The organism is Silicimonas algicola (assembly GCF_003970735.1).
Classification (GTDB): Bacteria; Pseudomonadota; Alphaproteobacteria; order Rhodobacterales; family Rhodobacteraceae; genus Silicimonas; species Silicimonas algicola.
In genome coordinates this window covers 3,197,202-3,222,801 of record NZ_CP034588.1, presented here as the reverse complement: position 1 = coordinate 3,222,801, position 25,600 = coordinate 3,197,202, and the positions used below count along the sequence as shown (strand labels likewise).

The 25,600-nt window shown below is 65.7% G+C and carries 21 protein-coding genes; 10 read left to right on the top strand and 11 right to left on the bottom strand.

Features of this window, described 5'->3' with window-relative positions:
* Position 1: 1 nt before the first annotated feature.
* The 4 genes from EF888_RS15780 to EF888_RS15765 form a co-directional block, all read right to left on the bottom strand.
* On the bottom strand, positions 2-1,351 hold the full coding sequence (locus EF888_RS15780) for an amidase (protein WP_109759894.1): 1,350 nt from the start codon (positions 1,349-1,351) through the stop codon (positions 2-4).
* A complete protein-coding gene (locus EF888_RS15775) occupies positions 1,341-2,759 on the bottom strand; it encodes a TRAP transporter large permease (RefSeq protein ID WP_109759895.1) in 1,419 nt (472 codons plus the stop codon). Before EF888_RS15775 ends, EF888_RS15780 begins: the two co-directional genes overlap by 11 nt.
* Positions 2,756-3,340, bottom strand: a complete 585-nt coding sequence (locus EF888_RS15770; RefSeq protein WP_109759896.1) for a TRAP transporter small permease subunit — start codon at positions 3,338-3,340, stop codon at positions 2,756-2,758. Before EF888_RS15770 ends, EF888_RS15775 begins: the two co-directional genes overlap by 4 nt.
* Before the next feature lie 70 nt (positions 3,341-3,410).
* Entirely contained in the window at positions 3,411-4,535 is a 1,125-nt protein-coding gene (locus EF888_RS15765) for a TRAP transporter substrate-binding protein (RefSeq protein WP_109759897.1), read from the bottom strand.
* A 346-nt stretch (positions 4,536-4,881) separates the two neighbouring features.
* On the opposite strand from EF888_RS15765, the gene EF888_RS15760 reads away from it, so the two are divergent.
* The 10 genes from EF888_RS15760 (at position 4,882) to EF888_RS15715 (ending at position 18,297) form a co-directional block, all read left to right on the top strand.
* Positions 4,882-5,088, top strand: coding sequence for a DUF2934 domain-containing protein (locus EF888_RS15760; RefSeq protein ID WP_109759898.1), 207 nt, complete (start codon positions 4,882-4,884; stop codon positions 5,086-5,088).
* A gap of 240 nt (positions 5,089-5,328) precedes the next feature.
* A complete protein-coding gene (gene glgX, locus EF888_RS15755; RefSeq protein WP_109759899.1) occupies positions 5,329-7,425 on the top strand; it encodes a glycogen debranching protein GlgX in 2,097 nt (698 codons plus the stop codon).
* Positions 7,418-9,142, top strand: a complete 1,725-nt coding sequence (gene treZ, locus EF888_RS15750; RefSeq protein ID WP_109759900.1) for a malto-oligosyltrehalose trehalohydrolase — start codon at positions 7,418-7,420, stop codon at positions 9,140-9,142. Before glgX ends, treZ begins: the two co-directional genes overlap by 8 nt.
* Positions 9,139-10,956, top strand: a complete 1,818-nt coding sequence (malQ, locus tag EF888_RS15745; RefSeq protein ID WP_109759901.1) for a 4-alpha-glucanotransferase — start codon at positions 9,139-9,141, stop codon at positions 10,954-10,956. Before treZ ends, malQ begins: the two co-directional genes overlap by 4 nt.
* Complete coding sequence (gene treY, locus EF888_RS15740) at positions 10,953-13,259, top strand: malto-oligosyltrehalose synthase (RefSeq protein WP_109759902.1); 2,307 nt, start codon at positions 10,953-10,955, stop codon at positions 13,257-13,259. The genes malQ and treY overlap by 4 nt, the downstream gene beginning before the upstream one ends.
* A 156-nt stretch (positions 13,260-13,415) precedes the next feature.
* Positions 13,416-13,889: a hypothetical protein gene (locus EF888_RS15735; RefSeq protein WP_109759903.1), complete on the top strand. Its 474-nt coding sequence runs from the start codon at positions 13,416-13,418 to the stop codon at positions 13,887-13,889.
* A gap of 451 nt (positions 13,890-14,340) precedes the next feature.
* The gene (locus tag EF888_RS15730) at positions 14,341-15,267 is read left to right on the top strand and encodes a rhamnan synthesis F family protein (protein ID WP_164721732.1); all 927 of its coding nucleotides are present in this window, start codon (positions 14,341-14,343) and stop codon (positions 15,265-15,267) included.
* On the top strand, positions 15,264-16,130 hold the full coding sequence (locus EF888_RS15725; protein WP_126918594.1) for a hypothetical protein: 867 nt from the start codon (positions 15,264-15,266) through the stop codon (positions 16,128-16,130). The genes EF888_RS15730 and EF888_RS15725 overlap by 4 nt, the downstream gene beginning before the upstream one ends.
* Positions 16,127-17,332, top strand: coding sequence for an FAD-dependent oxidoreductase (locus tag EF888_RS15720; protein WP_109759906.1), 1,206 nt, complete (start codon positions 16,127-16,129; stop codon positions 17,330-17,332). Before EF888_RS15725 ends, EF888_RS15720 begins: the two co-directional genes overlap by 4 nt.
* Complete coding sequence (locus EF888_RS15715) at positions 17,329-18,297, top strand: glycosyltransferase family 2 protein (protein WP_164721731.1); 969 nt, start codon at positions 17,329-17,331, stop codon at positions 18,295-18,297. The genes EF888_RS15720 and EF888_RS15715 overlap by 4 nt, the downstream gene beginning before the upstream one ends.
* Here the strand turns inward: EF888_RS15715 and EF888_RS15710 are convergent.
* From EF888_RS15710 to ehuA, 7 genes are all read right to left on the bottom strand, one after another.
* The gene (locus EF888_RS15710; RefSeq protein ID WP_109759907.1) at positions 18,230-19,258 is read right to left on the bottom strand and encodes a sulfotransferase family protein; all 1,029 of its coding nucleotides are present in this window, start codon (positions 19,256-19,258) and stop codon (positions 18,230-18,232) included. The genes EF888_RS15715 and EF888_RS15710 overlap by 68 nt on opposite strands.
* A 68-nt stretch (positions 19,259-19,326) precedes the next feature.
* On the bottom strand, positions 19,327-20,700 hold the full coding sequence (locus EF888_RS15705) for an aspartate aminotransferase family protein (RefSeq protein WP_109759908.1): 1,374 nt from the start codon (positions 20,698-20,700) through the stop codon (positions 19,327-19,329).
* A gap of 30 nt (positions 20,701-20,730) precedes the next feature.
* Complete coding sequence (locus tag EF888_RS15700) at positions 20,731-22,206, bottom strand: NAD-dependent succinate-semialdehyde dehydrogenase (RefSeq protein WP_109759909.1); 1,476 nt, start codon at positions 22,204-22,206, stop codon at positions 20,731-20,733.
* A gap of 113 nt (positions 22,207-22,319) precedes the next feature.
* Positions 22,320-22,799 carry an Lrp/AsnC family transcriptional regulator gene (locus EF888_RS15695; RefSeq protein WP_109759910.1) on the bottom strand — a complete coding sequence of 160 codons (480 nt, stop codon included), beginning with the start codon at positions 22,797-22,799 and terminating at the stop codon, positions 22,320-22,322.
* A 4-nt stretch (positions 22,800-22,803) separates the two neighbouring features.
* Positions 22,804-23,790: a cyclodeaminase gene (locus EF888_RS15690; RefSeq protein WP_109759911.1), complete on the bottom strand. Its 987-nt coding sequence runs from the start codon at positions 23,788-23,790 to the stop codon at positions 22,804-22,806.
* The gene (gene eutB / locus EF888_RS15685) at positions 23,780-24,787 is read right to left on the bottom strand and encodes a hydroxyectoine utilization dehydratase EutB (RefSeq protein ID WP_109759912.1); all 1,008 of its coding nucleotides are present in this window, start codon (positions 24,785-24,787) and stop codon (positions 23,780-23,782) included. Before eutB ends, EF888_RS15690 begins: the two co-directional genes overlap by 11 nt.
* Positions 24,788-25,600, bottom strand: a complete 813-nt coding sequence (ehuA, locus tag EF888_RS15680) for an ectoine/hydroxyectoine ABC transporter ATP-binding protein EhuA (protein WP_109759913.1) — start codon at positions 25,598-25,600, stop codon at positions 24,788-24,790.

The following is a 25,600-nucleotide window of genomic DNA, read 5'->3' as shown; positions in this document are numbered from 1 at the left end:
TTCAGCCATCCATCCGATCATAGAGCCATCTTGCCGTGCGTAACAGCCGCGCATCGTTGCCTCGGCCCCCGACAAGCTGGACCCCCATGGGCAGCCCGTTGCTTGCGGTCATGATGGGTATCGTCACTGCGGGCGTGCCGCAAAGCGTCCAGAGGCCGTTGAAGATCGCATCGCCCGTGCTTTCGAGACCCTCGGGCGCCGGGCCGGTCGCCGCCGGACAGAGTATCGCGTCGCAGCGCTCGAGAATAGCCTCGATGGCGGCGTACAGGATGTCCGGCCAGTCGAGCGCGGCAAGGTAGTCGCGCACGGGGATGACGGCTCCCTTGCGGATCGCGTCCCGCGTCTCGTCCCCCAGAAGGTCGGCGCCCTCGCGTTCGTAGCGGTGATAATAGCGGGACATCTCGGCCTGGTTGACCCGCAGCCTGATCTCTGCTGCGTCGTCGAAGACCTCGGGAAGTTCGACGCTGAACGCCTGTTCGCCCAAATCCTCCTCCAGAGCGGCGAGGCCGTCCTTCATGTCCTCGTGCGCGCCTTCCCAGCCCGGAGGCCGGACGATGGCGAACACAGGCGGCATGACCGGCTCGGTCATGGCCGTGCGCTCCAGCGCCGGAAAGGCGGCAGGCGCACTGGCGGGGTCGGCGGAATCGTATCCGAAGAGGACATCGGCGAGCATGGCCGCGCCGAGAGGGTCGGCAGCGAATACGCCCACGGTGTCCAGCGTGTGCGACTGCATCAGCACACCGCGCCGCGAGATCGACCCGAAGGTGGGCATGAACCCGGTGACGCCGCAATACGAGGCGGGACGGATGCAGGAGCCCCCGGTCTGCGTGCCGACGGCCAGCGGGACCATGCCGTCGCCGACCGCCGCCGCCGAGCCCGCGGAGGATCCTCCGGGCGTATGGGCCGGATTGTGCGGATTGCGGGTCCGTGCCGGGTGGGTGAAGGCCAGTTCGGTCGTGACCGTCTTGCCCAGGATGATCGCGCCTGCCGACTTCAGCCGCTCGACGATATGCGCGTCCTTGCGCGGCACGCGACCGGCGTCGAGCGCAGCTCCGTTCTCGGTCGGAATTCTCGCGGTGTCGATGATGTCCTTCAGGCCGACCGGCAGTCCGTGCAGCGCCCCGAGCGGCCGGCCGGTCCGACGGAGAGCGTCCATCGTTTTGGCCTGATGGCGGGCCAGTTCGGGGTCGAACCAGGCCCAGGCGCCGATCTCGGGTTCCCGCGCCTCGATCCTTGCGATGCAGGCCTCGACGAGCGTGATCGCGTCCAGCGCGCCGGACGCCAGCCGGTCCCGCAGGACGACGGCGCCGAGCGACAGCAGGCTTTCGGACTTCGCGGCCTTACCGGCCATAGAAGAGTTCCGGCAGATAGAAGACGATCTGCGGGAAGACATACATCAGGATCATCGAGATGAAGACGCAGACCAGGAAGGGCATGACACCCTTGAAGATCTGCGTGAGCCGAACCTCGGGCGGAGCGATGCCCTTGAGGTAGTAGGCCGACATCGCCATCGGTGGAGTCAGGAAACTGGTCTGCAGGTTCAGCGCGACGAGGATGCCGAAGAACAGCGGATCGACCTCGAAGATCGCGAGAAGCGGCAGGAAGATGGGGACGAAGATGATGATGATCTCCGACCACTCCAGCGGCCATCCGAGAAGGAAGATGATGATCTGCGCGAGGATCAGGAACATCAGCGGCGAAAGGTTCAGCGACTGCACGAACTCCGAGATTACCTGCTCGCCGCCGAGGTATGAGAAGACTGCCGAGAAGGTGTAGGATCCCACGAACAGCCAGCACACCATCGCCGTTGTGCGCACCGTGAGGTAGACGCTCTCGCGCATGCGCTGCCACGTCATCGCCCGGTAGATGAAGGCCAGGAATATGCCGCCAAGGGCCCCGATGGAGGCGGCCTCGGTCGGTGTCGCCAGTCCGAACAGGATCGAGCCCAGCACCGCTAGGATGAGGAACGCGAGAGGAAGGAACGACGTCAGGATCATGACGATGAGCTGGCGGGCAGGGACGTCCGGGACTTCTTCGTCGGTCGGGCGTGGTGCCACCGAAGGCTGAAGGATCGACCGTCCGATCACGTAGATCAGGTAAAGGCCGACGAGGGTAAGGCCCGGAAGCAGCGCTGCCGCATAGAGCCGAACGATCGAGACGCCCGACGCCGCCGCATAGACGATCAGCATGATCGACGGCGGGATCAGGATGCCCAGGGTTCCGCCGGCGCAGATGATCCCGCTGGCGAACGAAGGATCATAGCGCGCCTTCAGCATCTGCGGCAGCGCCAGAAGTCCCATCAGCGTGACGACCGCGCCCACGATGCCCGTGGCGGTCGCGAACAGGGCGCAGGTGATCAGCGCAGCGACCCCCATCGAGCCCGGGACGTTCTTCGAGGCGACGTTCAGGGTCGAGAACAGCCGGTCGACGATGTTCGACCTCTCGACGATGTAGCCCATGAAGAGGAACAGCGGCACCGCCGTCAGCACCTCGTTCGACATGACCGTATAGGTCTGGTTGACGAAGAGGTCGAAAATTCTGTTGTTCGCGAACCCCTCCAGCCAGGTGGTCCAGGAGTCCCAATAGCTGGCCGTCTCGTCCAGGCGGTCGAAGGTCCGCCACATTCTGCCTTCGTCGTAGTAGGCGAAGTAGCCGAAACCTATCCCCATCGCCATCAGGGTGAAGGCGATAGGGAACCCCAGGAAGACGAAGACGATGAACAGCCCCAGCATTACCAGGGCGATTTGCGGGTCGGTCATGGATGCGAGCCCTTTTCGGCCTCGTTGGCCTTCCTGATAAGCAGATCTTCGGTTTCGAAGACGTCTTCCTCGGCCTCGATCCAGACGTTCGTGCGGATCGCGATCAGGCATCGGCAGACTTGAGCGATCCCCTGAATGAACAGCAGGATTCCCGCCGCGACGATCACGGTCTTGAATTGGTAGATCGGCACGCCGGCCGGACTGTTGATGCTGACCTCGCCGTATTGCCAGGACCGCGCCGCATATTTCCAGCCGGAGAAGATCAGGGCGAGCACCCCAGGGAAGAAGAAGAGGAAATAAAGGACGAGGTCGAGCTTTGCCTGCGTCCTCGGCTGCCACAGGCGATAGAGGAAGTCGCCTCGCACGTGACCGCCGCGCGACAGCGTGTAGGCGCCGCCCATCATGAACAGCGTTCCGTACATGATGAAGGATACATCCAGCGCCCAGGCGGTGGGGTCGTTCAGCACATATCGGACGAAGACTTCATATCCGGTGCCGACCGCCATAAGGACGATCAGCCAGGCGAAGGCCTTGCCGAACCACGCCGACAAGCTGTCGGCAAAGCGAATGAATCCGATCAAGTGCACCTCCTGCCCGCATCACTGACCCCGGCGCGTTGTCGCGCCGGGGCAGTTTCCCCAACCCCTCTTATCAGAGGGCGAGCTTGCCCGGGAAGTAGTGCTCGAAGGCGAGGGCGTAGTCGGGAGCGTTCATCAGCTCGTAGTAGGCAACACGCTCCACCCACTCGCGCTGGCTGTCGAGCGTGCGCTTCATGAATTCGTCCTGCTCAAGCTCGGTGATCAGTTCGTCCCATGCGGCGAGCTGGGCGTCGAGGATCTCCTTCGACGTCCTGCGCACGTTCACGCCGCCTGCCTGTAGTTCGGCCAGGTCGGTCGAATACTGCTTCATGGCTTTCGCGGTGTTCGCGGTCGAAGCGGCCTCGACGCTGTATTTCAGGATCGCCTGAAGGTCGGGCTCCAGATCTTCGAGGAAGGTGCGCGAGAACAGGAACTCGAAGCTTTCGGACGCCTGGTGGTAGGAGGAGAGATAGTAGTTCTTCGCCACGTCCTGGGCGCCGAAGCGGCGGTCCGAGGTCGGGTTGTTGAACTCGAAGGCGTCGATGACGCCCCGTTCCATCGCCGGAACGATCTCGCCGCCCGGAAGCTGGGCGACGGACATGCCGAGCTTGGCCATCAGATCGGCCGCAAGTCCGACGGTACGGTACTTGAAGCCCTGCAGGTCGGCGACGGTGTTCACCTCTCCCTTGAACCAGCCGAACGGCTGCGCGAACATCGGGAAGCCTAGGTAGCCGACCACGTCGAGACCCATGATGTCCTGGGTCAGCTCGCGATAAAGCTCCTGTCCGCCGCCTTCGTAGAACCAGCTGAGCATCGTGGTGGCCGAGCCGCCGAATACGGGACCGGTGCCGAAGAGCGACGCGGCCTTGTTCTTTCCATACCAGTAGACCGGCACCGAATGCGCGGCATCGAGAACGCCGTCGTTGACGGCATCGAGCACCTGGAACGCGCCCACGACCGCACCGGCCGGAAGCACGTCCACCTTGAGGCGACCGGCGGACATTTCGTCCACGCGCATCGCGTAATCCTTGGCGAATTCGTCCCAGATGTCGGATGCCGGCCAGGACGTCTGCATTTTGACGACCAGCGGCGATTGCGCCAGCACCGCCGGGGCGGCCAGCATGGCTCCGGTCGCGGCGGTTCCGGCAAGTGCGCTCTTTTTCAGAAACGAGCGACGGTCGTATGTCTTGTTGGTCATGGTATCTCCTCCCATTGGAGCGCAATCAGACCTTCTCGTCGCCCGGGGGCGCGCCTGTCTGTATCGCACGTCCGGTCATCGTACCTATCCGGAGGATGACCACAAGCGCTATGGTGGTCTTAAGCTACGGCTGATCGCGCGCTTCTGTGTCGAGGGTGTCGAGATAATACCCTGAGGCCTGTCCCGGGGCTTACCTATCTCCGCCGGAACACCCTGCCTGGCTAGCGCGGCATTCCCGGCGTGGTGGCGTCCGTGCCTGTCCGGGATGTTCCGAAATGACGGAACCGAGCGACCTGAGCGTCGTTTTCCCGTGACAAGTCACGATGTATTTCAGGAGGTCCAAAGGATGCAGGAAGATCGATCCAAGAAAGTTGAAGAACGCGCGCATGGGATCTGGGAGTCCGAAGGCCGCCCCGATGGGAAGCACGACGAACATTGGAAGCGTGCCGAACAGGAGTTGTCCGAAGGCGAAAAGCAATCCGAGACGCCCAAAGCCCGTTCCTCGACTGCGTCCGGTGGAAGTGAAAAGAAGCGCAGGCAGTCGAAGGCCTGAGTTTGCAGCCTGCCGTATTCCTGGCGGCTGCGCTTTGGGCAAGGGCTCGAACCTGACTGGTCATTTGCAGCTCAGGTTCGCCTGAGCGGACAGCGCACGAAGGCCGTAAGAGCTGGGTACGGCTTTCCCAAGCGCTGATTGTACAAAGTGCCGCCCCTGGGAAACATGGTCGGACGGTCTAGACCGTCCGTCTTTTGACGCTACTCTTTACGGTCTTCCACTATTCGGAGTACCTCGACCATGAACGCTCCCGCAGCGATCACCAAACGTCCGGTCCTTGCGGGGTCGGACGTCCCGCTTGGCGCGACGTGGGACGGCTCCGGCACCAATTTCGCTCTCTTTTCGGCCCATGCGGAAAAGGTCGAACTCTGCCTGTTCGACAACCGTGGTCGCCGCGAGATCGAGCGCATCGAGCTGCCCGAGTTCACCCACCAGGTCTGGCACGGTTACCTGCCCGACGTCCGACCCGGACAGCTTTACGGCTATCGCGTTCACGGTCCCTACGCGCCCGAGGCAGGACACCGTTTCAACCCGAACAAGCTTTTGCTCGACCCCTATGCCCTCCAGCATAAGGGCGACCTGCGCTGGCACGAGTCCCTGTTCGGCTACCGTCTGGGCCACGACAAGGCAGACCTGTCGTTCGACCGCCGCGACAGCGCGTTCGTGATGCCAAAGTGCGTCGTCGTCGATGGAGCCCATACGTGGGGCGGGGACATCCGGCCCGGCGTGCCGTGGGGTCGCACGATCGTCTACGAGGCACATGTGGGCGGCATGACGATGGGCCATCCGGACATTGAACGGCCCCTGCGCGGCACCTTCGAGGGACTTGCCGATCCTCGCGTGATCGACCACCTCGTCAAGCTCGGCGTCACCTCGCTGGAATTGCTGCCGGTCCAGGCCTTCTATGACGAGGGCCACCTGACCGAGAAGAACCTCGTCAATTGGTGGGGCTACCAGACACTCGGCTTCTTCGCCCCGGCTCCCCGCTACCTCACGACGGACGGCAGCCTGCACGAATTCAAGCTGATGGTCCGCCGACTGCACGAGGCGGGCATCGAGATCATCATGGATGTCGTCTACAACCACACCGCCGAAGGGTCCGAGCGTGGGCCGACCATGTCTTTCCGCGGGATCGACAACGCGTCCTACTACACGCTGGCCGACGATCCGCGTCACTATTTCGATACCACCGGCTGCGGCAACTCGCTGAACCTGCGGAATTCGCGCGTGCTTCAGATGGTCATGGACTCGCTGCGGTACTGGGTCGAAGTGTGCCATGTCGACGGCTTCCGCTTCGACCTCGCGACGACTCTGGGCCGCGACCGCGACCACTACAGCGAGCATGCGATCTTTCTCGAGGCAGTGCGACAGGACCCGATCCTGGCCGGCGTGAAGCTTATCGCCGAGCCCTGGGACACCGGCCCGAACGGCTATCAGGTGGGCAACTTTCCCCCGGGCTGGTCGGAATGGAACGACCGTTACCGCGACACCACCCGCGCCTACTGGAAGGGCGACGAGGGCATGCTGCCCAAGATCGCCAATGGCCTTCTCGGTTCGGCCGACACTTTCTCGCACGACGGGCGCCGCCCGTGGGCGAGCATGAATTTCATCACCGCGCACGACGGGTTCACGCTGATGGACCTCGTTTCCTACAACGAGAAGCACAACGAGGCGAATGGCGAGGACAACCGCGACGGCCATTCCCACAACCTCAGTTGGAACTGCGGTGTCGAGGGCGAGACAGACGACCCCGACATCATCGCCCTGCGCGACCGTCAGCGGCGCAACCTGATGGCGACGCTCCTGTTCAGCCAGGGAACGCCGATGCTGCTGATGGGCGACGAGCGCGGGCGAAGCCAGGGCGGCAACAACAACTCCTACTGCCAGCCGGGCGAAATGAACTGGTTCGACTGGGACACCTCCGAACGAGACCGCGACTTCGAGGCTTTTGTCCGCGGCCTGATCCGCATCCGGAAAAGCCGCGGTCTCTTCCTCGCCGATCGCTACCTGCACTCCGGACCCGACGCGCGGCACAACCGCTTTGCCAGGTGGCTGCGCCCTGACGGCCAGCAGATGGAGGACAGCGACTGGGACAACGGGATCAGCCGGTCTGTCGGCCTGCTTCTGCACGAGCGTGAGACGTTTCTTCTGATGCTGCTGAACGCGAGTGATGGCGATCTCGATTTCGTCCTTCCAGGCGGGGATGAGCGGGACTGGCAGCAGCTGGTCGACACCTACGAGGCCGTGGCCGATCCGACGGGGCAAACCATCATCACCGGCGCGACGGTCAAGCTGCCGGCCCGCACGCTGATGCTGCTGGAAACCGACCGTGGCTGACATCGCCTACACATGGGGTGCCGGTCCGTCCGGGGAAGGCAAGTGGCGGTTCCGGCTTTGGGCGCCGGGACTGGAACGGCTGTTGCTGCGATTGAACGGTGGCGATCACGCGATGGAGGCCGTCGGCGATGGTTGGTTCGCGCTCGAACGGCCGGCGGAGGAGGGCGATGCCTACGGCTTTGTCCTTTCCGACGGGCTGGTCGTGCCCGACCCGGCGGCGCGCCGCCAGCAGAAGGGTGTCCACGGGCTGTCCCTCGTCACCGCTCCACGCCGGGGCGAATTCTGGGCGGGACGCCCCTGGGAAGAGACGGTGATCTACGAATTGCATGTGGGCACCTTCACCCAGGCAGGGACCTACACTGCCGCTGCGGCTGAGCTCGACCGGCTTGCGGCTCTCGGTATCACCGCCATCGAGCTATTGCCGGTTTCCCAGTTCGGCGGTGAACGCGGCTGGGGCTATGACGGGGTGCTGCCCTATGCGCCGCACCCGGTCTATGGCACGCCCGACGACCTCGCCGCCTTCGTCGCCGCCGCGCACGAGCGTGGGCTGATGGTTCTCCTCGACGTCGTCTACAACCACTTCGGTCCCGACGGGAACTACCTCCACGCCTACGCGCCAGGCTTCTTCGACGAACATCGGCACACGCCCTGGGGCGCGGGGATCGACTACCGCGAGCCCCCCGTCCGCCGCTTCTTCATCGAGAACGCCCTCTACTGGCTCGCCGAATACGGCTTCGACGGTCTGCGCCTCGATGCGATCGATCAGATCGAGGACCCGTCCAATCCCGAGCTGCTGGTCGAGCTGGCGCAGGAGTTGCGCGCGCGTCTCGACCGGCCGGTGCATCTGACGACCGAGGACAACCGGAACGTCACGCACCTCCACGAGCGCAGGCAGGACGGCGAGATCCTGCTCCATTCGGGCGAATGGAACGACGATTTCCACAACGCCGCCCACGTTCTCGCCACGGGTGAGAGCGAGGGTTACTACCGCGACTATGCCGGCGACCCTCTCGGCCTCCTGGGCCGTTCACTTGCGGAGGGGTTTGCCTTTCAGGGCGAGACCGGGCGGGGCGAGCCCTCCGCCCACCTGCCGCCGACGGCCTTCGTGGACTTCCTGCAGAACCACGACCAGACGGGCAACCGCGCCCGCGGCGAGCGGCTTGCGACGCTGACCGACCCGGAGACGCTGGAGGCGCTGACGGCGATCCTCTTGTTGTCGCCGCACATCCCGATGCTGTTCATGGGCGAGGAATACGGAGAGACCCGCCCGTTCTGCTTCTTCGCCGGCTTCGAGGGCGAGCTTGGCGAGGCCGTGCGCAAGGGGCGCCGCGAGGAATTCAGGGGCTTTGTCGGCTTCGACAACGTGCCCGATCCGATCTCGGCTCAGACGATGGCCGCCTCGACGCTCGACCCGGCGCGGCGCGACAGCAGGGCAGGGCAGGACGCCCAGGAGCGGGTGAAACGGTTGCTGCACCTGCGCCATACCGAAATCGTGCCGCGCCTTGCCGGGACGGGTGGCGGCGCCGGGCGGTTGCTGGCGGCCGCTGATGGAGCACTTGCAGTGGACTGGCAGCTCGACGGAGGGTTGCTGCAGTTGCGGGCCAACTTCGCAGACGCACCGCGCGAGTTGCCGGCGGTGGACGGCACGGAACTGCACAAGGTGGGGGAGCTTGGCGCGCCAAAAAGCGCAGTGCACTGGCTGCGGGTGTCCGCATGAGTGCCCAGCTCGATCGGCTCGCGCGCCACCATGGCGTCACGCTTGCTTACGACGACCCCTTCGGCGACGGCAAACGACCCGTGCCGGACGCGACTAAGCGGCTGATCCTGGACGGTCTCGGGCAAGACCCGGACGGACCGCCGCATGGGCTGCCCGCGCCGCGGCGCATGAGCGTGCCCGAGGGCGCTCGCTGTTACACGCCACCTTCGCTCGCGCAATCGCCCGGCTGGGGCATCTTCTGCCAGCTCTATGAACTCCGCTCGTCCCGCAACTGGGGGATCGGCGACTTCTCCGACCTCGAGATGCTTGCAGGGATCGCCGGCCGGGCCGGGGCCGATTTCCTTGGCATCAACCCTGTCCACGCCCTGTTCCTCGCGGCTCCGGACCGGCGCAGCCCCTTCTTCCCGTCGAACCGCCGCTTTCTCAATCCGCTCTACATCGCCCCCGACAGGCTTGGCCTCGAGGCGACCGACGAGGTCGCAACTCGGCGCGAGGCGGATCTGCTGGACTACCCGGCCCTCGTGGCGGTCAAGCTGTCCGCGCTGCGCGAGGCCTTTGACGCTGGTGTCCGCACCGAAGGGCTTGAAGCCTTCGCCGACGGAGAGGGGGAGGCCCTTGCGAGGCACGCGTTGTTCGAGGCGATCTCGGCCCGCATGGTGGCGGAGGGACGCGGCGCGGGCTGGCGAGACTGGGAAGAGGCACTGCAGGTTCCCGAGAGCGATGCCGTGGCCGCCTTGCAGGTCGAGCTTGCCGACGAGGTCCGCTTCCACACCTGGCTTCAGATGATCGCACGCGAGCAGATAGGAGCCGCCGCCGACGCCGCCCGCGCGGCGGGAATGCGGATTGGCCTCTACCTCGACCTTGCCGTCGGCGAGGCGCCCGACGGCTCGGCCACCTGGTCGGGCGCGGCGGCGGCACTTCCGGGGCTGTCGGTCGGCGCGCCGCCCGACATGTTCGCCACCGAAGGCCAGAACTGGGGCCTCGCCGCCCCATCGCCCACCGCCTTGCGTGCCGCCGATTTCGCCCCCTTCCGGGACATGATCGAAGCGCAACTCCGCAGCGCCGGGGCGCTCAGGATCGACCATGCCATGGCGCTCTGGCAACTCTTCCTCGTTCCCGAGGGTGCGAGCCCGGCCGAGGGCACGCACCTGCGCTTTCCGTTCCAGGACATGGTGCAGGTGCTCGCGGACCTCAGCCAGCGGCACGAGGCGGTGGTGATCGGCGAAGACCTGGGTTTCGTGCCGAAGGGCTTTCGCCGCGCAATGGAGACGGCGAACATTCTCTCTTACCGGATCCTCGTCTTCGAGCAGACGGAGAAGGGATTCAAGGGCCTCGCGCGCTATCCCGAGGCCGCGCTCGCCTGCATCTCGACCCACGACCTGCCTGTCCTGTCGGCCTGGTGGCGCGGAGAGGATGTAGAGCGGCGGCGCGAGCACGGGCTTGTCGACGAGGAACGGTCCGACATGGATGCGCTTCATCGCAAGACCGAGCGCGACGACCTGCTGCGCGCTCTTCGTCGCGCGGGCGTCCTGAGCGGGCAGATCGATGTCGACGCGGCCGAGATGCCCCTTGGGGTGCTGGATGCCTGTCACCGCTTCCTTGCCCGCACGAAGAGCCGCCTCGTCGGCGTGCGGCTGGCCGACCTCGTCGGTCCCGCCGTGCCGACGAACCTGCCCGGCACGCTCGACCAGTACCCGAACTGGAGGCCGCGCAGTCCGACCGACCTGGACTCTCTCGAGACCCACCCCGTGTTCGCTGCCACCGCCGCGTTGATGCGGCAGGAACGTCCGCGCCCAGAGGACGCGACAGAATGACTCTCCCCACCGCGTGTTATCGCCTGCAATTCCGCAACGGCATGGACTTCGACCGTGCTGCCGGCCTCGTACCGTATTTCGCGCGTCTCGGTGTAAGCCACCTTTACGCCTCACCTCTGTTCACCGCGCAGCCCGGATCAACTCACGGCTACGACATCACCGATCCAAACGAGATCGACCCCGAGATTGGCGGCCGGGACGGGCTGAGAAGGCTTTCCGCTGTTCTCAAGGAGAACGGCCTCGGCCTTGTCCTTGATATCGTGCCCAACCACATGGCCTTTTCCGTCGCCACTCCCTGGTTGCGCGACGTGCTGCGCAACGGCGCCGAAAGCCGCTATTCCGGCCACTTCGACCTCGACCCCACCGCAGAACGCATCCGGCTGCCCTGGCTGACCGCGCCGTTCGAGAGCATCCTCGCGGGCGAGGGGGACGGCTTTTCGATCGACGACGATCCCGACGGGCCGGTACTCGTCACCGGCGGACTGCGTGTGCCGTTGGCAGAGACGGCCTCTCTAGACAAGGCGCGGGGTGGTGATCGAGACGCCCTGCGCGACCTCCACGCCGAGCAGCCGTGGCGGCTCGTCCACTGGCGCACCGAAAGCGACGCGCTCAGCCATCGCCGCTTCTTCAACGTCACCGGACTGATCGGCGTGCGCGTCGAGGATGCCGCGGTGTTCGAGGACGCCCACCGGCTGCTGTTCGAGCTTGTCGACGAGGGCGTCGTGGACGGCATCCGTATCGACCACGTCGACGGTCTTGCGGACCCGACCGGTTACCTCAGGCAGCTGCGCGAGCGTGTAGGCGACACGCCGATCTGGGTGGAGAAGATCCTCTCCGGGACCGAGATGCCGCCGCGCGAGTGGCCTATCGAAGGTACGACGGGCTATGTCGTCGCCAGGGCGCTGAACCGTCTCTTGACGGACGCCGAGGGACTGGGGCGGATCGAGGCGACGTACCTCGATGCGACGGGACGCACCGAGTCCGTCGAGGATGCCCTCTGGACTGCGCGCCGCCAGATTATGACGCACGACCTTGCGGCCGAGCTGTGGCAACTCTACCGCCAGTTTCACGAGATCGCGGCAGGCGACCCCGTGGGTGTCGAGTTCGGCCCGGAGAACCTGCGCGAGGCGCTTCTCGCCTTCATCGGCGCCTTCCCCCGCTATCGGACCTACATGACCGCCGAGACGATCACGGAGGACGACGTCAGGCTCGTCCAGCGTACCGGGGACCGCGCCGCCGAGCGCCTTCAGGACCCTGGGGCGCTGCCGTTTCTCGTGGACGTGCTGACCCGCCCCGGTGCGGCGACCGCCCGGTTCCGTCTGCGAATGCAGCAGGTGACGGGCGCGGCGGTGGCAAAAAGCCAGGAGGACACGGCCTTTTACCGGGAAGTGAAACTTCTTTCGGCCAACGAGGTCGGCGGCGAGCCGGACGACGATCCGCTCGGCTTCGAAGGCTTCCACCGCGCGATGGAGCGGCGTGCGCAGGTCATGCCCCACGGGCTGTCGCTCACCTCCTCGCACGATACCAAGCGCAGCGAGGACGCGCGGATGCGCATCGCCGCCATTACCCGCGAGCCTGCTGCCTTCGAGGCCTGGCACCGAATCTGCCGCGGTTTCGCTCCCGAGCGGATCAACGACAACCTCGTCTGGTATGTCGCCCAGACATTCATCGCCATCGACCAGGCGGACGGCGAATTCGCCGACCGTCTCGCCGATCACATCGTGAAGGCTTTGCGCGAGGCCAAGACGGAAAGCTTCTGGACCGCGCCAGATCTTGAACTCGAGGAGGCAGCGCAGACCTACCTGCGCCGTCTCGCCGCGCACTTCCCGCACCATGCCCGGGAAGTGGACCCGATCCTTGTCGAGGCCGACCGGATGTCGATGGTACAGACCGCACTGAAGCTGACCATCCCCGGTATCCCCGACATCTACCAGGGGTGCGAGCTTGCGTCCTACGCCCTGACCGATCCCGACAACCGCCGTCCGGTCGATTTCGACCTGCGGGCGCAGGCGCTCGAGGACCTGTCGGTGCTGTCTCGGCCGCTGGACTCGGTGAAGCTCGACCTCACTCGGGCTCTGCTCCGGGCGAGGCGCTCGCATCCCGAGCTGTTTCTCGACGGGACCTACAACCGGCTCGAGACGCCGGAGGGGGTTTTCGGCTTCGAACGGAAGCACGGTCAGCGGACCGTCTGCGTTGCGGTCAGCCTGCGCGAGAAGAGCTTGGACACTGTCTTGACGGGAACGCCGCTCTGGCCGCGCAAAAACGGGCCGGATTGTGCATCCGTGCGCATCACACTCGACTGATCCGACCCGGCGCGCGAGGCTCTGCGGCCTGTCCGTGTGGCGCTAGGTGGCGGGCTGTCGCCGTACTGACTGCGGACAGCCGTTCCGAGAGGAACACGCGCATCGTCCAAGGGTTTCCTCTGTGGCGAGGTAGAGCCGCAATGGAGGAGAGAAACGATGAAGATCGGAGCTATTGGATGTCTGGTCGCCGCCTGCACCATCGGTGCAGCGGCGGCTCCGGCTTGGGCCGATTGTCAGGAAGAACTGGCGCAGCTTCAGGGCGAGGTTCAGCCTGAGGGAGGCGGTATTTCCAAGGACGGAAGCCTGGCCCCCCTCGAAGAAAGCAGTACCGCTGCCAAGGCGCCTGCGACTGCCACGGACGGAGCAGGTGGGGCGGACACGGCAAATGCCGAGGGCACCGTTGTCAAGGATGGCAGCGAAACGCCGCTCGAGACGGACTTGTCCGGCATCGCGACCTCCGGACAAGAAGCTGCTGCGCAGCAGGATGAGGCAGCACCGGGTCAGACAGGCGACAGCTCGGCTGCCATGTCACCAGAGGCTGAAGCGGCTCTCGAGCGTGCTACGGCTGCGCTCCAGGCCGGAGACGAGGCCGGCTGTATGGAGGCTGTCGAAGAGGCCAGGAGCCTTTGAACTGCAGGTGCGAGCGGTATCTCCGGATATGCGCTTGCACCACCTCGCTACGGATATTCTATCGAAGATTTGGCTCGTCACTGTAAATCCTTAATTCGGGACGGTCCTCGACTGCGGATGCATGGCGAGGAAAAGACTGGAAAACCGCGCCGCTCCGCTTCAAAACCTTCCCTGATGCTATCCGGAGCCCACCGGAGGCCGTGGCTCATGTCGCAGGTCGACTTGCTGCCCCACGCACGGAGCGATGCGAGATATGCAGGGATGGAAGCTGCGGCGAGAACTCCGGCGACTGGCGCGGCAGCTTCACGGCGCGCTCACCTCTCCGCTTGAAGCTGTCGTCCGGGCACGTCGGTCGCGTGCCGTATTGTTCGGTTCTGAGCGGTCCACAATTCTCGGCGGGACGAAGGTCGCAATCTTCGTACTTTATCAGCCCGGTGGCGTCCCGGAGAGTGTGTTTGCGACCGTTGGATACCTCGCAAGCGCGGGCTATGGCGTCATCGCGGTCTCAAATGCGCCTCTCGGCGATGTGGACCGTGAGCGGCTCAAAGCGGTAACGGTCGATGTCGTCGAGCGGCCGAATTTCGGTTACGACTTCGGAGCATACCAGGAGGTTATCCTGTCGCTCCAGGATCGGATCGAGCACATCGAAGCGCTTCTGCTGATGAACGACAGCGTCTGGTTTCCATTTCTGCAGGACGGCGTCTCGATCCGAGCCGTCGAGGAACTGCCGCTCGACGTCGTCGCAGCGCAAATTTTTGGCGAACGGCTGCTTGCGACAGGGCGCTCGCCGCGTTCATACCCGATCTTGGGATCGTATTTTCTTCTTTTCCGGAAGCCAGCCCTTGCCCATCCCGTCTTCCTCGATTTCTGGCGCGCCTACAGAATGAGCTCGAACAAGGACAAGACCGTGAGACGCGGAGAGCGGGAGTTGTCCCGGCGCCTTCAGGACGCAGGGCTGGCCTGTGGCGGGCTTCTCTCAGACAGACAGTTCGAGGAGACTTTGAGAAGCCTTTCGGGCGAGAGATTGCGACAGGCCGTTGAGGAACTGGTTTGCCTGTCGTCTGCTGCCGAACGGAGCCGGTCCGACTTGCTTTGCGCAACCGGCGATGTGGGCGAGCAGATGCGGGCGCTCCTTCTCGACGTCTCGGCGACCAAGAACGTTCTCGGCTCCTCGCCGCTTGTGTGTCTCGAGGTGATGCGGGCAGGTTTTATCAAGAAGAACAACGACATGCTCTATCGCCTGGCTCGCCAGAGGATCGCGGACGCGCTGGAACAGGGCCGTCTCGCCGATGCGAACCCCATCATGGCCCGTGAACTTCTGGAGCGCGCCGCGCTGGACAGAGGCAAGCCTGAGCTTGCAGCGGCAGTCCCTGCGTGAGCCCGGGTGAGCCAACCTCTGGGCGCATCGTTTGCGTTGCCGAGGCGGATCTGCGTTTCCGCGACCAGACCATACGTTGGTTCCTCTCCCTGACGCAATTGGCCAAGGTGCCCGTCGAGCGGTTGTCGCTCGTCTTCGCGGGCGTGGGCGAGCCGCCGGCCTGGGCGATGCCGTTTCGGCGGGCGGGGCTCGACCTCGGCACCGTCTCCCGCTTCGACGGTCGCAGCCCGCACTGCAACAAGATCGAGGCTTTGACCTACGCGGCGAAGCTCACGGCTGGTCCGGTGGTCGTGACCGATTGCGATATGGCGTTCCTGGAGGACCCGCTCGGCTTTCCCCAAGCTGCCGCCGCGGTCTCAGCCAAGCCGGTGGATCGTTCGAATCCTCCACTTCGGATCCTCGACACGCTCCTACGTGAGGCTGGCCTGCCGAAGCCGAGGACGACCCGGATTGCGGCTAAGCCCTGGCAGCGCACCTACCGAGGGAACTGCAACGGCGGCCTTGCCATCGTCGGTCCCGGCGTCTCAGGCCAGCTCGCCGAACGGTGGGCGTTCCGGGCCCGGTGGCTGCTGGATCGACGGAAAATTCTGGAAGGCTGGGCGGTCCACGTGGACCAGGTTGCCATGTTCCTTGCCATCGTGGACCTCGATCTGGAGATTGTGCCACTTGGGACGCGCCACAATTTTCCCATGCACCGGCGCCCGCCCGTATTTCCCGTCGATCCTGCGGCCCTGCATTACCACGACCGCGTGGACGGGCAGGGCTCCCTTCTCCCCGTCGGCCGAGGCGCCATCGATCGCCGGATCGACCAAGTGAACCGCATCCACTTGGCAGAACGATCGCAACTGGAGGTGCCCGCATGAGTGACGCTCAGGTCCTCGTCGCCGGGGGTGGCCTGACCGGCAGTCTCGCCGCCTGCATGCTGCACGACCGTGGCGCCAAGATCGCCATCGTGGACGCGGCGGGCGAGGTCATGCAGCGGGCCAGCCGCTGGAACGAAGGCAAGATCCATCTGGGATACACCTACGTCGGAACGGACAGCACGCAGACGGCCGAACTGATGCTCGCAGGCGCCGCAACGTTCCTGCCGACCATCGAACGCGTGACCGGGGCGGCCATTCCGGACCAGGCATTCACCAGCCCGATCACCTACATCGTCGACAGGAACTCGCTTTTCCCGCCCGATGTGCTGTGGGCCCGCAGTTGCGCCGTACATGCGCTTGTGAGAGCCGCGGCAGACGGGGCGCCTGGACTGATACCAGGCGGAGCGGACTGCGCAACGATGGTGCGGCTCGACCCGGACGAGGCGGCCGAGGCCACGGGCCAGCAGAACATCGCTGCCGCATGGACCACGCCGGAACGGGCGCTTTCGGCTCGCGTGCTCTCGGAGCAGATCGAAGTGGCTGTCCGAGCGCGCGGCATTCCGGTCATTCCCGGGCGAGTGGTGCGGGTTGCGAGGACCGCTGACCAGTGGCGAATGGAACTTGAATCCGGAGAGTCCCTGCAGGCACCCTCCATCGTAAACGCCCTCTGGGAGAGCCGGAGTGCGATCGACGCCGGGCTCGCGCCCGCGGCCCCGACGTCGATCCGATGGAAGGCGGGCGTCTTCGCGACGGGCCAGACGGCCTTCGCGGGCGTCGCGCCGTCGACGAGGATTCTTGGCGCTTACGGCGATGTCACGCCCTATGCCAATGGCGACGTCTATCTGAGCTGGTATCCAAGCAACATGATTGCGCGGTCCGACACCGGGACAGCCCCGGATGTTCCGGCCTTCGACGAGACTGTCATGAAGCGTCGCACGCTCGAGGGACTTCGGCTTCCGCACGACATCCTCCTCGAAGGGGACGGCCGTGTGGAGGTGCGTGGAGGCTATGTCGTCGCTCGCGGGCATGGCGACATCCGTGTGAAGGAGAGCCCGCTCCACGACCGAAGCCGCGCCTTCGCGACCGAACTGGCGCCAGGGTATGTAAGCGTGGACACAGGCAAGCTCACGACGGCGCCTCTTCTTGCCGAACGTGCGGCGCGCCTGGCTCTGGCCCATCTCGAAATCGGAGACTTCGCGTGACCGCAAGACTGCTGACTGTCCTGGTTCCGGCTTACCGTCCGGATCGCATCGTGGAAACGGTTCAGAGCCTGGCCGACCAAGGGTTCCAGGACTTCGTGGTGCGGGTCGGATACGATCGTGCGGACGACTATGAGCCACCGGATCTGCCGAGGGCGCAGTTTGATCTCGACGTCGTCCAGCACCCGCGACGGATGGGCTGGGTCGGCAACGCGAACGCGCTTCTGGCAACTGTGGATACGCCCTATTTCGTTGTGGTGGCGCATGACGACACTCTGTCGCAGACCTTCCTTGCCGACGCGGTTGAAGCCATGGAGCGCGAGCCCGATGCCGTCGTCGTTCATGGCGTCACAGAGCATCGAGGGATGGTCCGCGCCGGAGAGGTGTCGCAGACTGACGCGATCGTCGGCTCGGCCTTCGAGAGAATGTCCGAGTTCATCCGCCGGGGACCGCATCGCGCCGAGCTGGGCTGGCGGGGGCTGATCCGTCGCGAAGCGCTACCGACGGTGCCGCACCTTCGGACCAGGCTCTCCGACGGGCAGTTCTCGAACACCCTCTTCGCTCTCGAGCTTCTGTGTTACGGGGAGTCCGTGTCGTTGGACGGGATCCGCTACATCAAGAACACGTCCTCCAAAGGACTTAGCCGGGATCTTGTCAGCCGGTCAGCGGACGCGAAGTCACGGATGCTGGCGGACAACCTCGCCTGCCTTGCCGATGCGTTGGCAGCGGCCGGGGACCGGCTGGACCTCGACCAGCGCGAGCACCTTCTGACCGAGTACGCCCACTGGCTCCTGAAGCTGCAGGGGCCGTGGAACATTCTCGCCGACGAGAAGGATTCAAGCCGCAGGAAGCTTCGCGACGTCCGCGGGCAGGTCGCCAGCTTCGTGGCTCGGGCGCTGCTCAGTTCCGTGAGCGGACATGCTCGACCCACGGATGAAACGCCGGCCTCAGAGCGCCGTTCTTCTTGAAGACGGCGCGACGGAATGGCCGTCGCACCGTTTCGCCCTGCTCGAACAGAAGGGCGCGCATCCAAGGCCTCGGCATTCCGTCCGCGCGGAAGCCAAGGAAAGTTAGAAACGGATGGACGCGTCGAAATGCCTGTCGGCGCGCCTCGTCCAAGCGCCGGTCGATGCCGGGCGTTGCCTCGTCCAGGTCGCGGGCGATGGCGCGCAGCCGCTCCAGATCGTCCGGCCGTTGCGAACCCGCCGCCATTCGAAGGAATATCCGGTGCGCTTCCTCAGCCCGGAAGGGTAGCGGAGCGTCGAGTTGGGCGGTGCGTCCCATGAGCCTGCTTTCGATGAAGCTCGCATCAACGTCTGGCGCCGTAGGTCGATCCCCTGCAATCCCGAGCTGCATCTCCAGATCTCGAAGCTGACCGACGGGGTCCTCCATCAGCCGATCGACCGCGACGAAGGCCCTCGTCACCGATCGGCTCCTGCGCTCGGCTTCGAGCATGTGGCGAAGCCAGCAGGCAACGCCATGTTCGATATCAAGACCGTCGCGCGCTTGCAGTGACCGTGCCACGTCGGCGGGGGAACGGCAGACGATCGCGACCCGGGCGGACCAGCCGGCCCCCTCGGCGCAGGACAGCCAGAAGGGCAGATGCAGGCTCGTCCTCGGATCCTTGACGATGATGGTCGGCTTGGCGGGAAAGGCCGCGGTCAGGACCGACCCGGCGACGGCGGTCTCGTGTGCGTCCTGTATGTCAGCGACGGGTCGAGTGTGGAACCATTGGCGGCATCCCAGTCCAAGGAGCCGCTCGTTCAGGTCGACCACTTCACGCGCCTCGAAGGTGCCTTTCACGTTGTCGGGCGACGTCGGCAGCGGGTTCAGCGGTCCTGCATGCCCCGATTGAACCAGCGCGCCCGCAAGCGCACTGGTCCCGCTTCGATGCATGCCGACCACGAATACGACGACCTTGTTGCCCATCGCGAGAGCATGGCATTCGTCTTGCGGCCAATCACGCGAAATGAGCGTCTGGGACGCCCGATGTTCCTCTAACTCAATGTCGCTTCGACGGCGCGAACTGTCGCCTCGACAACCTTGTCTGCCTCTTCACGCGTCAGGCAAAGCGGCGGGGCGAAGCCCAGGATGTCGCCCTGCGGCATGGCGCGGGCAATGACCCTGTCCTGAGCCAAGAGCGTAGCGGCCATCTGCGGGACCAGCTTGCGCGCGGGGTCGAAGGGCCGCCGCGTGTCGCGGTCCTCAACGAACTCAACCGCACAGAGCATCCCCTCGCCGCGCACCTCTCCCACGTTCGGGTGGTCGGCAAGCGCCTCGCGCATCGTCCGGTTGAGGTAGCCGCCGACGTCGCCCGCGTTGGAGACGAGGCCCAGCTCGTCGATGAGCCGGAGGTTCGCGACCCCGGCGGCCGCCCCGATCGGGTGGGCGGAATAGGTCCAGCCGTGCCCGATGGGACCCAACGCGTCGGTGCCCTGTTCCAGCACTTTCCAGACGCGGTCCGAGACGATGGAACCCGAGAGCGGCGCATAGGCCGACGTCAGACCCTTCGCGATAGTGATGATGTCGGCTTCGATCCCGTAGTGGTCCGAACCGAACATCGACCCCAGCCGCCCGAAGCCGGTCACGACCTCGTCCGCTATGAGAAGGATGTCGTGCCGGCGCAGCACGGTCTGGATGGCCTCCCAGTAGCCCGCCGGCGGCGGAACGATCCCGCCCGTGCCCAGCACCGGCTCGCCGATGAAGGCGGCGATGGTGTCGGCACCCTCGCGGTCGATCAGCGTCTCCAGCTCGGCCACGCAATGCGCGGTGAAGTCGGCTTCGGTCATCTCGGCCTTCGGGCGGCGATAGTAGTAGGGCGCCTCGGTGTGGATCACCTGCGGCAGCGGCAGATCGAACGCCTTGTGGAACAACTCGAGCCCGGTGAGCGAGCCGGTCATCAGCCCCGATCCGTGATATCCGCGCCAGCGCGAGATGATCTTCTTCTTCTCGGGCCGCCCGAGCACGTTGTTGTAGTACCAGACGAGCTTGACGTTCGTCTCGTTCGCATCCGACCCGCCGAGACCGAAATAGACCTTCGACATGTTGGAGGGCGCGCGGTCGAGGATCATCTTCGCCAGCGTGATCGACACTTCGGTGCCGTGACCGACATAGGCGTGATAGTAGGCGAGCTCCTTCGCCTGCGCGGCGATGGCCTCGGCGATCTCGGGCCGGCCGTAGCCTACGTTCACGCAATAGAGCCCGGCGAAGGCGTCGAGAAATCGGGTGCCGTCGCGGTCCTCGATATAGACGCCGTCTCCGCCGCGCATGATCCGCGTCGTGGTCTCGCCGCGCGCGTGTTGGGCGAGGTGCGTCGAGGGGTGGAAGAAGTTCTCGCGGTCCCAAAGGGCCAGTTGGTCGTTTGTCAGCATGGTGGTTCCTTCCTAAAGCCCCAGACTGGTTCAAGCCCAGTCGCGGCACACATATTTGACCTCGGTGAATTCCTCCATCCCGAGGCGCGAGCCCTCGCGGCCGAGGCCTGACTGCTTCATGCCGCCGAAGGGAATGGGCGGGCCGGTCACCTTCGTCCGGTTCACTGCGACCATCCCGTATTGAAGCGCGCGCGACAGCCGGTAAATCCGGCGCGGGTCGGAGGTGTGCAGGTAGGCGACGAGGCCGTATTCGGTGTCGTTGGCACGTCCGAGAACCTCGTCCTCGGTGTCGAAGGGCAGGATCGCCGCGACGGGACCGAAGGTCTCCTCGCGCAGGATCGCGGCGCCTTCGGGGACATCGGTCAGGACGGTCGGCGCATAGAACAGCGGGCCGAGCGGAAGCCTCCGCCCGCCGCAGGCAAGACGCGCGCCGCGGCCCAGCGCGTCGGCGACATGAGCCTCCTGCTTGGCGACGGTCGCCTCGTTCATCAGGGGGCCGATGTCGCCGTCATCCATTCCCGGCGCGACGCGCAGCGCCTCGGTCGCCGCAACGAACCTCTCGCAAAAGGCGTCGTAGACTGGCCGCTCCACATAGATGCGGTTGGCGGCAAGGCAGTCCTGACCGGATGTCGCGAACTTGGCCTTCATCGTCTCGGCGACAGCAGTGTCGAGGTCGGCGTCCGCGAAGACGATGACCGGCGCGTGGCCGCCCAGCTCGAGCACCAGCCGCTTCACCGTGTCGGCCGACTGACGGTAAAGAAGCCGCCCCACCTCGGTCGATCCGGTAAAGGACAAGGCGCGGACGCGGGCATCGCGCGTCCAGGGCTCGACGATCTCGGGCGCATGGCCGGTCACGATGTTGAAGACGCCCGGCGGCAGGCCCGCGCGCTCGGCAAGCTCGGCGAGCGCGAGGGCCGAATAGGGCGTCTCGGCGGAGGGGTGGCAAACCACAGTGCAACCGGCGGCAAGCGCGGCAGCCGCCTTGCGCGTCAGCATCGCGCAGGGAAAGTTCCAGGGAGTGACGAGAGCAGCGACCCCCACCGGCTCGCGCCACAGCTCGACCTCGGCGTCGGGAAGGTGGCTCGTCACCCCCTCGATGTTCGGACGCTTCGCCTCCTCCGAGTAGAACTCGACGAAGGCGGCGCCGTAATCGATCTCGCCCTGCGCCTCCGACAGCGGTTTGCCCTGCTCCAGGGTCATGATCCGGGCGAGGTCTTCGCGGTTGGCCGCGATCTCGTCGAACCAGCGGCGAAGCAGCCGGGCGCGGTCCTGCGGCAAGCGTCCCGCCCAGCCGGCGAAGGCCGCCTGCGCCGCGTCCACGGCGATTGTCGCCTCCTCACCCGACAGCTTTGCCACGTCGCCCAGCGTGTCTTCCGTCGCCGGATCGGTGACCCGGAACGTTGCGCCTGACGCGGCGTCGCGCCACTTGCCGCCGACATAGGCGAAGGACCGGACAAGCCGCTTGTCCGCGATATCGGCGCGTGCCGAGAGTGCCGTGGCGGTCATCGTTCGCTCCTCCTCGCTGACGTCAGTATGGGGCGTCTCAAGGGGTCGATGCGGCTGTTCTCGCGGCGCGTTGCAGAGGAATCCTCTGGCAGCGGCCTATACGTCAGGCAAGGTCACCCGGCGGCCAGCAGCACTTCGAACGGCGGCGGCGACGGCCCTTTCACCGGCTTCGTCACGATGTAGGTGAAATAGCGGGCAAGCCCGATCCGGGCGTCGAGCATCGTGTCGATGAACCGCTGGTAGGCGTCGATGTCGCGGGTGACGATCTGGAGGAGATAGTCGAACCCGCCGCCCAACGCCCAGCAGGCCACGACCTCGTCATAGCGCCGCATCGCGTCTTCGAAGCTGCGGAAGCGGGCCGCGGTGTGGTCAGCCAGTTCGGCTGCCACGAAGACCGTCACATGCGGCCCGAGCTTCTTCAGCGCGATCTCGGCGCGATAGCCCTCGATCAGGCCCGCCTGTTCCAGCCGGCGCATCCGGTCCCAGCACGGCGTCGGCGACAGACCCACGCGCTCGGCCAGCGCCGTCTTGGCGATCCGTCCTTCAGTGGACAGGACTCGCAGAATGGCAATATCACGCGCGTCGAGTTTCATGGCGTCAGGCCCGGATCACGGTGCCGGCGCCGGGGAAGCGGGCGCGGACATGCGCGGCGATGGCCGTGTCCTGCACGCCGGTGCCGGTCAGGTCGCAGATCGTGACGTCGGACTCCGATTGCCGTCCCGTGGCGCGGCCGAGGATCACGTCGCCCAGTTCCGGCGGCGTGCCCCTGTCCCACAGTCCGGCGGCGAGGGCGGCGCGCAGTTCGCCGCGCTCGGCGCACTGGCTGCCGCGGTCGCAGACATAGACATCGGCGCGGGAGAGGGCGGCAGGCTCGATCTCGCACTTGCCCTCCTGGTCGGAGCCCATGGCGGTGATGTGCAGGCCGGGGTGCAGCCAGTCGGCCATCAGCACCGGCTCTCGTGCCGGGGTGGTTGTGACCACGAGCTGAGACTTGGCGACAAGCGCGGCCGGATCGGCCACAGCCTCGGCCTCGACACCTAACCGCTGGCCCAGGTCGGCGGCGCAGGCGCGCGCCTTCTCGGCATCCCGCGCATGAACGAGCACGCGGGAGAATGGCCGCACCAGATGCGCCGCCTCGATCTGGAGGCGCGCCTGCACTCCGGCCCCGATGACGCCTGCGGTCTCGACCTGCGCCGGTGCGAGTTGGCGCGCTGCGACAGCGCCCGCGGCGGCCGTGCGAAGGTCCGTGAGATAGCCGTTGTCGAGGAAGACGGCCTCCACCAGCCCCGTTTTCGCCGAGAAGAGGATCATCAGGCCGTTGAGGCTGGGGAGCCCGATCTTCGGATTGTCGAAGAAACCGGGCGAGACCTTGATCGCAAAGCTCTCGACGCCGGGAATGAAGGCCGTCTTGACGTCGACTTCGCCATTCGCCTGCGGCAGGTCCATCGACAGGACGGGCGGCATCACCACACCACCTTCGGACAGTGCGGCGAAGGCCCGCTCGATCACGTCGACAAGTGCCAGGTCCAGCGTGACGATGTCCCGCAGCTCCGCCTCGGTCACGATGTGGATGTCATGCGGCATAGGCGCGCCCCTTCAGGGTCTGATCGCCGAGCGTAACGTCCTGCCCTGTCACGACCTGGGTAAAGACGTCCATGTCCAGATTGCGGCCGGTGACGATGGTGGCGATCGGTCCGCCGGCTGCCTGGACCTTGCCGTACAGGACGGCCGCCAGCCCCACGACCGCGCCCCCTTCCGCCACCATGCGGTCCTCGAAGTAGAGGACCTGCATTGCGTGCCGGATCTCTTCCTCGGTCACAAGGACAACGTCGTCGAGAAGATCACGGCAGAGGGGGTAGGAGAGCCGGTTCGCGAGCCCGATCCCTCCGCCGAGGCTGTCGGCGAGCGAGGCGTGCTCCGTCACCTCCACCGGCTGCCCGGCGCGGATCGAAGCGGCCATCGCTGCGCCGCGCTCCATCGTGACGCCGATCACGCGGACCTGCGGGTTGATCGCCTTGGCGGCAACCGCGACGCCCGCCGCCAGACCCCCGCCGGAGAGCGGGACGAGGATCGTGCCCAAATCCGGTCGCGCTTCCATCATCTCAAGCCCGATGGTCCCTTGCCCCGCGATCACGCGGGGGTCGTCGAAAGGGGAAATCTCGAGAAGCCCCTCCGCCTCGCAAAGCCGCAGGCTTTCGGCCATTGCGTCGTCCTGCGAAGTGCCGACGATCCGTACCTCTGCCCCAAGCGCACGGATGCCCTCGACCTTGGCTTCGGGCACGAGGCGCGACATGCAGACGACTGCCCGCAATCCCCGCCGGGCAGCGGCAAAGGCCACGCCCCGGCCGTGGTTCCCGGTCGAGCAGCAGGCGACCCCGGGTGCGTCGTCATCCAGTGCCGCGACCGCGTTCATGGCACCCCGTAGCTTGAACGCGCCGATCGGCTGCATCGTCTCGAGCTTGAGGAGAAACTCCCGCCCCGCTTGCGCCGACATGAAGGGCGACGGCACGAAAGGCGTCGCGTCGGCGACGCCCCTGATCGCGCTCCGGGCGGCGAGGATATCGGCGAGCGTGACGCTCATTCAGCCGGCGTCCTTCACCGCCGACAGGAATTGCTGCGTCCGCTCCTTCTGGGGGGTCTCGAACAGCTGCTCGGGCGGACCCTCTTCCTCGATCTTGCCCTGATAGAAAAAGCAGATGCGGTCCGAGATGTCCCGCGCGAAGCCCATCTGGTGGGTCACCATCAGCATGGTCAGGTTGTGCTCGGCGACGAGCTGCCGGATGACGTTCGTGACCTCGCCGATCACCTCGGGGTCGAGCGCCGAGGTTACCTCGTCGAACAGCATCACCTTCGGACGCATCGCAAGCGCCCGCGCGATGGCCACCCGCTGCTGCTGCCCGCCCGACAGACGCGACGGGTGCTGGTCCTTCTTGTCGATCATGCCGACCATTTCGAGCAGCTCTTCCGACCGCGCGCGCGCCTCACTCTTCGACATGCCCAGCACCTGCACCGGTCCTTCCATGCAGTTCTGCAGGGCCGTCATGTGCGGGAAGAGGTTGAAGTGCTGGAAGCACATCCCGATGGAGGATCGCGCCTTCCTCAGATACCGCTCGTTTGCCGGGACGAGCTTGCCGCCCTTTTCCATATGGGTCAGCGGCTTGCCGTCGACATAGATCACGCCCCCGTTGATCGTCTCGAGCGTCATCAGCATCCGCAGCACGGTGGTCTTGCCCGATCCGGAAGGGCCGATCACGGTCACCATCTCGCCCTCGGCCACGTCGAGGTCGAGCCTGTCGAGCACGGTGAGCGTCCCGTAGCGCTTGGTCACGTTCATGAACCGCACCATCGGGCGGTCGCCCTCGGGAAGCTCGAGCGGATAGTCGGACAGGTCCAT

Bases quoted from the DNA above. Each gene is read 5' to 3' on its own strand.
- EF888_RS15780 (WP_109759894.1), bottom strand. From the start codon at position 1,351: ATGGCCGGTAAGGCCGCGAAGTCCGAAAGCCTGCTGTCGCTCGGCGCC.
- EF888_RS15775 (WP_109759895.1), bottom strand. From the start codon at position 2,759: ATGACCGACCCGCAAATCGCCCTGGTAATGCTGGGGCTGTTCATCGTC.
- EF888_RS15765 (WP_109759897.1), bottom strand. From the start codon at position 4,535: ATGACCAACAAGACATACGACCGTCGCTCGTTTCTGAAAAAGAGCGCA.
- EF888_RS15760 (WP_109759898.1), top strand. From the start codon at position 4,882: ATGCAGGAAGATCGATCCAAGAAAGTTGAAGAACGCGCGCATGGGATC.
- glgX (WP_109759899.1), top strand. From the start codon at position 5,329: ATGAACGCTCCCGCAGCGATCACCAAACGTCCGGTCCTTGCGGGGTCG.
- malQ (WP_109759901.1), top strand. From the start codon at position 9,139: ATGAGTGCCCAGCTCGATCGGCTCGCGCGCCACCATGGCGTCACGCTT.
- treY (WP_109759902.1), top strand. From the start codon at position 10,953: ATGACTCTCCCCACCGCGTGTTATCGCCTGCAATTCCGCAACGGCATG.
- EF888_RS15735 (WP_109759903.1), top strand. From the start codon at position 13,416: ATGAAGATCGGAGCTATTGGATGTCTGGTCGCCGCCTGCACCATCGGT.
- EF888_RS15720 (WP_109759906.1), top strand. From the start codon at position 16,127: ATGAGTGACGCTCAGGTCCTCGTCGCCGGGGGTGGCCTGACCGGCAGT.
- EF888_RS15710 (WP_109759907.1), bottom strand. From the start codon at position 19,258: ATGGGCAACAAGGTCGTCGTATTCGTGGTCGGCATGCATCGAAGCGGG.
- EF888_RS15705 (WP_109759908.1), bottom strand. From the start codon at position 20,700: ATGCTGACAAACGACCAACTGGCCCTTTGGGACCGCGAGAACTTCTTC.
- EF888_RS15700 (WP_109759909.1), bottom strand. From the start codon at position 22,206: ATGACCGCCACGGCACTCTCGGCACGCGCCGATATCGCGGACAAGCGG.
- EF888_RS15695 (WP_109759910.1), bottom strand. From the start codon at position 22,799: ATGAAACTCGACGCGCGTGATATTGCCATTCTGCGAGTCCTGTCCACT.
- EF888_RS15690 (WP_109759911.1), bottom strand. From the start codon at position 23,790: ATGCCGCATGACATCCACATCGTGACCGAGGCGGAGCTGCGGGACATC.
- eutB (WP_109759912.1), bottom strand. From the start codon at position 24,787: ATGAGCGTCACGCTCGCCGATATCCTCGCCGCCCGGAGCGCGATCAGG.
- ehuA (WP_109759913.1), bottom strand. From the start codon at position 25,600: ATGGACCTGTCCGACTATCCGCTCGAGCTTCCCGAGGGCGACCGCCCG.